General features: G+C 66.0%; 8 protein-coding genes. 4 read left to right on the forward strand and 4 right to left on the reverse strand.

The window, feature by feature from the left end; all coding sequences use genetic code 11:
* From JMF90_RS16565 to JMF90_RS16580, 4 genes are all read right to left on the reverse strand, one after another.
* The coding region (locus tag JMF90_RS16565; RefSeq protein WP_201325234.1) for an MFS transporter at window positions 1-405 on the reverse strand (405 nt) is incomplete at its 3' end.
* A 161-nt stretch (window positions 406-566) separates the two neighbouring features.
* Window positions 567-1328, reverse strand: a complete 762-nt coding sequence (locus tag JMF90_RS16570; protein WP_011547075.1) for an ABC transporter permease — start codon at window positions 1326-1328, stop codon at window positions 567-569.
* Entirely contained in the window at window positions 1325-2275 is a 951-nt protein-coding gene (locus JMF90_RS16575; RefSeq protein ID WP_011694822.1) for an ABC transporter ATP-binding protein, read from the reverse strand. The genes JMF90_RS16570 and JMF90_RS16575 overlap by 4 nt, the downstream gene beginning before the upstream one ends.
* A gap of 2 nt (window positions 2276-2277) precedes the next feature.
* Entirely contained in the window at window positions 2278-2514 is a 237-nt protein-coding gene (locus JMF90_RS16580; protein ID WP_156349328.1) for a hypothetical protein, read from the reverse strand.
* Between the two features lie 185 nt (window positions 2515-2699).
* On the opposite strand from JMF90_RS16580, the gene JMF90_RS16585 reads away from it, so the two are divergent.
* The 4 genes from JMF90_RS16585 to JMF90_RS16600 all read left to right on the forward strand — a co-directional run.
* Complete coding sequence (locus tag JMF90_RS16585) at window positions 2700-2996, forward strand: cupin domain-containing protein (RefSeq protein ID WP_006480633.1); 297 nt, start codon at window positions 2700-2702, stop codon at window positions 2994-2996.
* 616 nt (window positions 2997-3612) lie between these two features.
* Entirely contained in the window at window positions 3613-5211 is a 1599-nt protein-coding gene (locus tag JMF90_RS16590; protein WP_011547077.1) for a DUF2957 domain-containing protein, read from the forward strand.
* A gap of 71 nt (window positions 5212-5282) precedes the next feature.
* Window positions 5283-6536 (forward strand): DUF2957 domain-containing protein, encoded by a 1254-nt coding sequence (locus tag JMF90_RS16595; protein WP_011547078.1) that lies wholly within the window; start codon window positions 5283-5285, stop codon window positions 6534-6536.
* Between the two features lie 73 nt (window positions 6537-6609).
* The coding region (locus JMF90_RS16600) for an OmpW family protein (protein WP_201325235.1) at window positions 6610-7119 on the forward strand (510 nt) is incomplete at its 3' end.

The raw sequence follows: 7119 nt of genomic DNA on the forward strand, positions 1-7119 counted from the left end.
CTGCGCGACCGGAAACTCCATCCCCATCCCGATGCCGAGCAGCACGCGGTAGACGATCAGCGCGTCGACGCTCTGCGCGGTCGAGCACAGGTACGACGCGGCGCCCCACAGCACCATGCTCCACTGGAACACGGGCCGGCGGCCGAAACGGTCGGCGAGCAGGCCGGCTACCGCCGCGCCCAGCACCATCCCGAAGAAGCTCGCGCTCGCGACGAGGCCGGCGGCGGCGGTCGACAGCCCGAACTCCTTGCGGATCGAGCCGAGCACGAACGTCATCGTGCCGAGATCGACCGAGTCGAAGAAGAACGCGATCGCGATGATGAAGAAGATGCGCTTGTGATAGCCGGAGAACGGCAGGCGTTCGAGCCGGGCGGCGGCGGAGGCGGGAGCGGTGGCGGCGGGCATGGCGTCCTCTGAAATGAAAAAGGGGCCGCGCAGCGCATGCTCCAAGGCCCCGATGCTTCATATTCAGTAGACGCGACCACAAACTGCCGCATCAGAGGAAAAGCGCCGCCTGCTTGCCCAAATGCGTCATCGGCGGGCGGCGCGCGTGACGCCCGCCGGCGTCAATTCTTCAGCTTGTAGCCGGTGCGGAACATCCACGCGACGATCGCGAGCAGGATCACGAGGAACAGCGCGGTCGCGGCGAGGCTGATCCACACATGCACGTCGGCGATCCCGTAGAACGACCAGCGAAAGCCGCTGATCAGGTAGACGATCGGGTTGAACAGCGTGACGACGCGCCACGCGGGCGGCAGCATGTCGACCGAATAGAAGCTGCCGCCGAGGAACGTGAGCGGCGTGATGATCAGCAGCGGCACGAGCTGCAGTTTCTCGAAGCTGTCGGCCCAGATGCCGATCACGAAGCCGAACAGGCTGAACGTGACGGCCGTCAGCACCAGGAACAGCACCATCCAGAACGGATGCAGGATGTGCAGCGGCACGAACAGGCCGGCCGTGGCAAGGATGATCACGCCGAGCAGGATCGACTTCGACGCGGCCGCGCCGACGTACGCGATCACGATCTCCCAGTACGACACGGGCGCGGACAGGATCTCGTAGATCGTGCCGGTGAAGCGCGGGAAGTAGATGCCGAACGACGCGTTCGAGATGCTCTGCGACAGCAGCGACAGCATCACGAGGCCCGGCACGATGAACGACCCGTAGCCGATGCCGTTCACGTCGCTGATGCGCGAGCCGATCGCGGAGCCGAACACGACGAAATACAGCGACGTCGAGATCACCGGCGCGATGATGCTCTGCATCAGCGTGCGGCGCGTGCGGGCCATTTCTGCGCGGTAGATCGCGCGAATTCCTTGCCAGTTCATGCGCCGGCTCCTTGCACGCCGTTGCGGCGGTTGTCGATCAGGCTGACGAAAATGTCCTCCAGCGAGCTCTGCGTCGTGTGCAGGTCGCGAAAGCCGATGCCGGCCGAGCCGAGCGCGTTGATGAGCTTCGCGATGCTCGCGTCGTCGCGCTGCGAGTCGTACGTATAGACGAGCGCGGCGCCGTCTTCCGCGCGTTCGAGCCCGAACGGCGCGAGCGCGGGCGGCATGTCGGCGAGCGGGTGCTCGAGCTGCACGGTGAGCTGCTTCTTGCCGAGCTTGCGCATCAGTTCGCGCTTTTCCTCGACGAGCACGAGCTCGCCGCCGAGGATGATGCCGATCCGGTCGGCCATCTCCTCGGCTTCCTCGATGTAGTGCGTGGTCAGCAGGATCGTCACGCCGCTTTCGCGCAGCGAATCGACGAGCTTCCACATGTCGCGGCGCAGCTCGACGTCGACGCCGGCCGTCGGCTCGTCGAGGAACAGGATGCGCGGCTCGTGCGACAGCGCCTTCGCGATCATCACGCGGCGCTTCATGCCCCCCGACAGCGTCATCAGCTTGTTGTCGCGCTTGTCCCACAGCGACAGCGCCTTGAGCGTCTTCTCGATGTACGCGGGATCGGGCGCCTTGCCGAACAGGCCGCGGCTGAACGACACGGTCGCCCAGACGGTTTCGAACGCGTCGGTGGTCAGCTCCTGCGGCACGAGGCCGATCATTTCGCGGGCGGCGCGATATTGATCGCGGATGTCGTGGCCGCCGACCGTCACGCGGCCTTCGGTCGGCGTGACGATGCCGCAGATCGAGCCGATCAGCGTCGTCTTGCCGGCGCCGTTCGGCCCGAGCAGCGCGAAGATCTCGCCGGGGCGGATGTCGAGGGTCACGTGCTTCAGCGCCTGGAAGCCGGACGCGTAAGTCTTGGAGAGGTCGGAGACGGAAAGGATCGGTTGCATGCTCACGGATGGCACGGCCGCCCGGCGCGACGGCGGGTGCCGCGCATGTCCGGCGCCGCCGCCGCTGCGAAGCGGCCGGGACCGGGCACGGCATGGCGAACGGGCGTCATGTCGAACGGCAGGGTGGTGCGGGATCGCGGGACCGCCATATTAGCAATCGGCAGATCGAAATGCATTCCGATGGGAAGACCGGGCACTGCCGGTGCCGGATTGGCGTGAATTGCCGTGATATCGCTCAATGATTCGATGCTTTATTTGAGCGATGCGAACAATCCGGCGGGTTTTCGGGGAATCGGGCCACGCTCGCGTTGCCGCCCGACCGGCTGGCCGACTGTGCTGCCCGCATGCCCTTGCGCCGTACCGGGACGGCGCGCGCGGCGCTCGCGATAATGCGTTCCTTTCACGGCGATACGGAGCGGGGCGCATGTCTTTGATCGATTTCAAATCCGTGGCGGACGCGCAGGCGGCCGCATGGAAATCCACGATCGTCGGCGAAGTCGGCCCGGCGCGGATCAAGGTGCTACGCATGGATGCGCAGCCGTACGAAGCGGAAGTGCACGACTACAACGAGGGGCTGCTGGTGCTCGACGGCACGCTGATGCTCGAGGTCGACGCGGAAACGGTCGTGGTCGGGGCCGGCCAGATGTTTCTCGCGCACGCCGGCACGCGCCACGCGGTGCTGCCCGGCAGCCACGGCACGCTCGCGATCATCGACGTGTGAGGTTGCGCCGCAACATGCGCGCGGGCCGCTGAAGCCCGGCTGGCCTGGCTCGGCGCGGATTGGCGGCCGCCGTTCAAACGCGTGTTCCACGGCTCGGGTATTTGTCTGAGCAAATAAAATGAAGGCTGTTTGAAAATCTGTTAAATACCGTATAAACGCTAGGATTGCGCGGGTTCCGTCGTTTGGAACTCTGCATCCATTTACTTGCGCGAATGGTCCGATCATAGTCTCGACAAACGACGCATCACGATAACGAATCAAGCGTACGTATGGAGACCAAATCATGAGACGCCTATCCGAGGGCCCAGCGGGACTGTCGTTTTCCGATTTTTCGCTGAATGCAGGCGCGACACAGGTCGCGTGCCTGCATCGTCACTTCGCCGTGTAGCGGCGACCCAATTCCGTTTCGATCGTTCCGACGGCGCCGTGCCGCATGACGGCGCCGCGGGAGCGCGTTCGTCTGCCGTCGCGGCGTGTGCCGCATGGGCCTGACCGGCCTCGCGGCGGTCCTGCGTGCATCGTCATGCGCCGCGCCTTCGTGCGGCGGCGCGATACCAACCGGCGGGCCATGCAGCCCGGCCGGGCGAGACTTGTCGTACCTGAAAAGGAGGGGTTGATGATTTGCATTCCTGAATGGCGGAAGGCGATCCTGTCGTGCGCGGTGCTGGCGCTGCCGTTCGTCGCCGGCTGTGGCGGCGGCGACGATCCGGGGCCGATCACCGTGCCGCAGTGCTCGGGCAGCGCCTGCGGGCCGAGCGGCGCCGAAACGACGCCGCCCGTCGTGACGAAGCTGTGTCCGGACGCGCTCGACTACACGACGACGTACACGGGCGGCGCCGGCAGCGGCGAGTACGTGAAGGTGAAGTTCGACACGACGAAGCTCACCTACCAGATGCAGTTCATCGAATCGTCGGTGCCGACCTCGGCAGGGCAAGTCAACAACACGCGCGCGGGCCTGACGATCAGCGGCGCGTTCCATCATCCGACCACGCTTCCGACCGCCGAGCAGAACCGTTGCGCGTTCGTGCTCGACAGCGGCGCGACGAGCGACGGCGCGTATTCGGTGACGATCAACCGTGCCGATCCGCCGATGCTGTTCGTCGGCAATGGCGTGGTGGGCGGCGGGATTCCGGGGGCGACGATCGCGTTCGCCGGTATCCCGCTGCTGCCGGGCATCACGCTCGGTGTCGTCCCGTCGCGCACCTTCGATTTCTATCCGTTCATCGGCTTCACCGACACCGAAACCGACTTCACGAAAGTGGCGGGCAACTACAACGAGGTCGGCATCCATCTGTCGCCCATCGGCGGTGATGGTCAGAGCCCGACCGGGGCGGTCGGCTGGGAATCCGACGTCGTCAACTGGAATCAGACGCTGAATGCGGACGGCTCGTGCTCGATCACGCAGGGCAGCGACTACTCGTGTCAGACGACCGGGACGCCGTGGGCGCAGCGCAAGAACGCGGACGGATCGGCGGACAATGTATTCGTGAGCAATCCGGCCGGGGGGCAGGGGTATCCGATCGCGGGGCAGGGCTCGACGCTGATCATCGCACCGAGCCAGGCGAAAGGCATCATGATCGTCGGCAGGCTGAACGGCGTACTCGTGCCGATCGTGATTCGTGTCGGCTACACGCACGTCGATACGGTCAATCTGCTCGCCTCGGTCGCCGATGCCGAAGTCGGCATCTCGATGCTGTCGTCGACGAAGGCGATTGCCGCGAACTCCCTGAAGGGCGGGTACATCGGCGCAACCAGTGCCTCCGCGTGCGGCATCGTGACATCCAGCGGCCAGGGGAACAAGTTGGCGTCGGCGGGGCCGAGCTTCAACCCGAACGTGCCGCACCCCGATTTGCCCGGCATCTTCGCCAACAACGCGTTCTATTCGGTCGCCGGCAGTTGCAACGACGGCACCGCCGTGTCGACGCTGGCGGCGAACTATACGTCCACGCTGTTCCAGGGCAGTACCGCGGCGTTCATCGATCCGCAGACGTCGTCGGTCACCTCGCAGTTCGCGCTGGACTATACGCAGGCCACGCCCGGCAAGATCAGGGTGACGGCCGCGCAGGACTTCAACGCGAAGGGCGCGAACGGCAACGCGGCGATCTTCGGCAAGGGCGACACGGGCTGGCTCGTGACGGCCGGGAACGTCTACGCGATGGTCGTCAACGACAACAAGGTCAACCCGTTCTTCACGATCGGCGCGTTCGTCCAGTAACCCCGTATCGAACACGTCACACCGGCGGCGCATGCGTCGCCGCCGGCGAATCGAATTTCAAGAGGAATCCTATGAATTTGAAACAATGGATGGCCGCGGCGTCGCTCGCGCCCGTGCTGGCCGCATGCGGCGGAGACGGCGACCCGCCGCCCGCGCCGGTGGTCCGGCTGTGCCCGCAGACGATCGACTACAACACGGTGTTCATCGGCGGGTCGGGGTCGGGCGAGCTCGTGAAGGTGCAGCTCGACACGACGAAGATGACGTACCGGATGACCTACCTCGCGTCGCCGGTGCCCGCCACCACGGGTACCGTGCAGCCGACGCGGGACACCGCGCCCGCGAACGTGGTCGACGGCACGCTGGCCGACGAGACGGGGCTGCCGACGGTGAAGCTGAACCAGTGCACGTTCCGGATGCAGAACGCGAGCCTCGACCCGAGCCGCCCCGCGCGGCTGTTCCTCGGCGAAGGCGTGCTGGGCGGCGCGATCCCCGGCGCGACGATCCAGTTCGACGGCGTGATCGGCGTCGGCAAGATCACGAAGACGACGTTTCCGTACTACCCGTTCATCAGCTTCTCGTCGCTGGAGACCGACCTGACGAAGATCGCCGGTACGTACAACCAGCTCGGTTATCACCAGGTGCCGTCGCAGAACTTCCAGCCGGTGGCGCTCGACCAGCAGGTGACGATCAACGCGGACGGCAGCTATACGGAAACCGACAACTTCGGCAAGAAGAACGGCGGACAGCCGCTTGCGTCGAGCGCGACCGTGAACCAGCCGTTCACGCTGCGCCCCGATGCGCCGGCATTTCAGTCGCTCAACTACCTGCCGCAGATTCCGCCGACGCTCGCCGCGCTCGATCCGGCGAAGGCCGGCAAGGGGATCCTGATCGTCGGCAGGCTGCGCAACCAGCTCGTGCCGGTTTTCATCCGCACCGGCGCCGCGAACGCGGACCTCACGCAAGGCCCGCCGAGCGCGGACGACGAATCGGGCATCTCGTTCCTGAGCCCGCGGACGGCGGTCGCGCAGGGCTCGCAGGACGGCGAGTACACCGGCGTCGACAGCGCATTCAACTACCGCGCGACCGCGCTCGTCGGCGCGCAGGCCACGCTGCTCGATCCGTTCAACGCGTCGCAGGCCGCGCTCACGCGCGCGCTGAACCTCGACTACACGCAGAAGGTGCCGGGCGTCGTGACGACCGTGCATGCGGATGCGGCATCGGGGCCGGCGACCGGCAAGTTCGTGTTCACCGGCGGCGTGTTCGGGTTCCTCGACATGGCCGATACGAGCAACCCGTACTTCACGGTCGGCGCGTTCGTGCAGTGACCGCGTGTGGATGGAGACACGGCGGCGCCGCGCGCGAATGCGCGGCGCCCGGACAGAATGAGGGGGAGACTTCATGAAGAAGCTGATTGTCGCGGGTGTCGTCGCTGGCGTATCGACGCTCGCATCGGCCCAGCAGGCGGGCGACAACGTCGCGACGCTGGGCTGGCTGCACATCATGCCGCAGGATTCGACCAACGGGCTGACGACGAATCTTGCAAGCATGCCGATCAACGGGCCGTTGCGCCTGCCGGGTTCGTTCACGTCGCCGGGCACGAGCCTGACGGTCAACAACGCCGATACGGTCGGCCTCACGCTCACGCACTTCTTCACCGATCACATCGCGGTGACGTCGGTGCTCGGCGTGCCGCCGGAATTCACGCTGACCGGACACGGCGTGATCAGGCCGCCCGGCCCGGCCGGCGCGCTCGGCAACGTCGACATGGACAAGTCGGCGAACCAGCCGGCCGTGAAGAACGCGCGGCAGTGGAGCCCGACGATCATCCTGCAGTACTACTTCAATTCGTCGACGGCCAAGTTTCGTCCGTTCGTCGGGATCGGCGTGGCCTACAGCTGGTTCAGCAAC

It is taken from the genome of Burkholderia sp. E168m23 (genome assembly GCF_016586125.1).
GTDB lineage: Bacteria > Pseudomonadota > Gammaproteobacteria > Burkholderiales > Burkholderiaceae > Burkholderia > Burkholderia orbicola.

Bases quoted from the DNA above. Each gene is read 5' to 3' on its own strand.
- JMF90_RS16570 (WP_011547075.1), bottom strand. From the start codon at position 1,328: ATGAACTGGCAAGGAATTCGCGCGATCTACCGCGCAGAAATGGCCCGC.
- JMF90_RS16575 (WP_011694822.1), bottom strand. From the start codon at position 2,275: ATGCAACCGATCCTTTCCGTCTCCGACCTCTCCAAGACTTACGCGTCC.
- JMF90_RS16585 (WP_006480633.1), top strand. From the start codon at position 2,700: ATGTCTTTGATCGATTTCAAATCCGTGGCGGACGCGCAGGCGGCCGCA.
- JMF90_RS16590 (WP_011547077.1), top strand. From the start codon at position 3,613: ATGATTTGCATTCCTGAATGGCGGAAGGCGATCCTGTCGTGCGCGGTG.
- JMF90_RS16595 (WP_011547078.1), top strand. From the start codon at position 5,283: ATGAATTTGAAACAATGGATGGCCGCGGCGTCGCTCGCGCCCGTGCTG.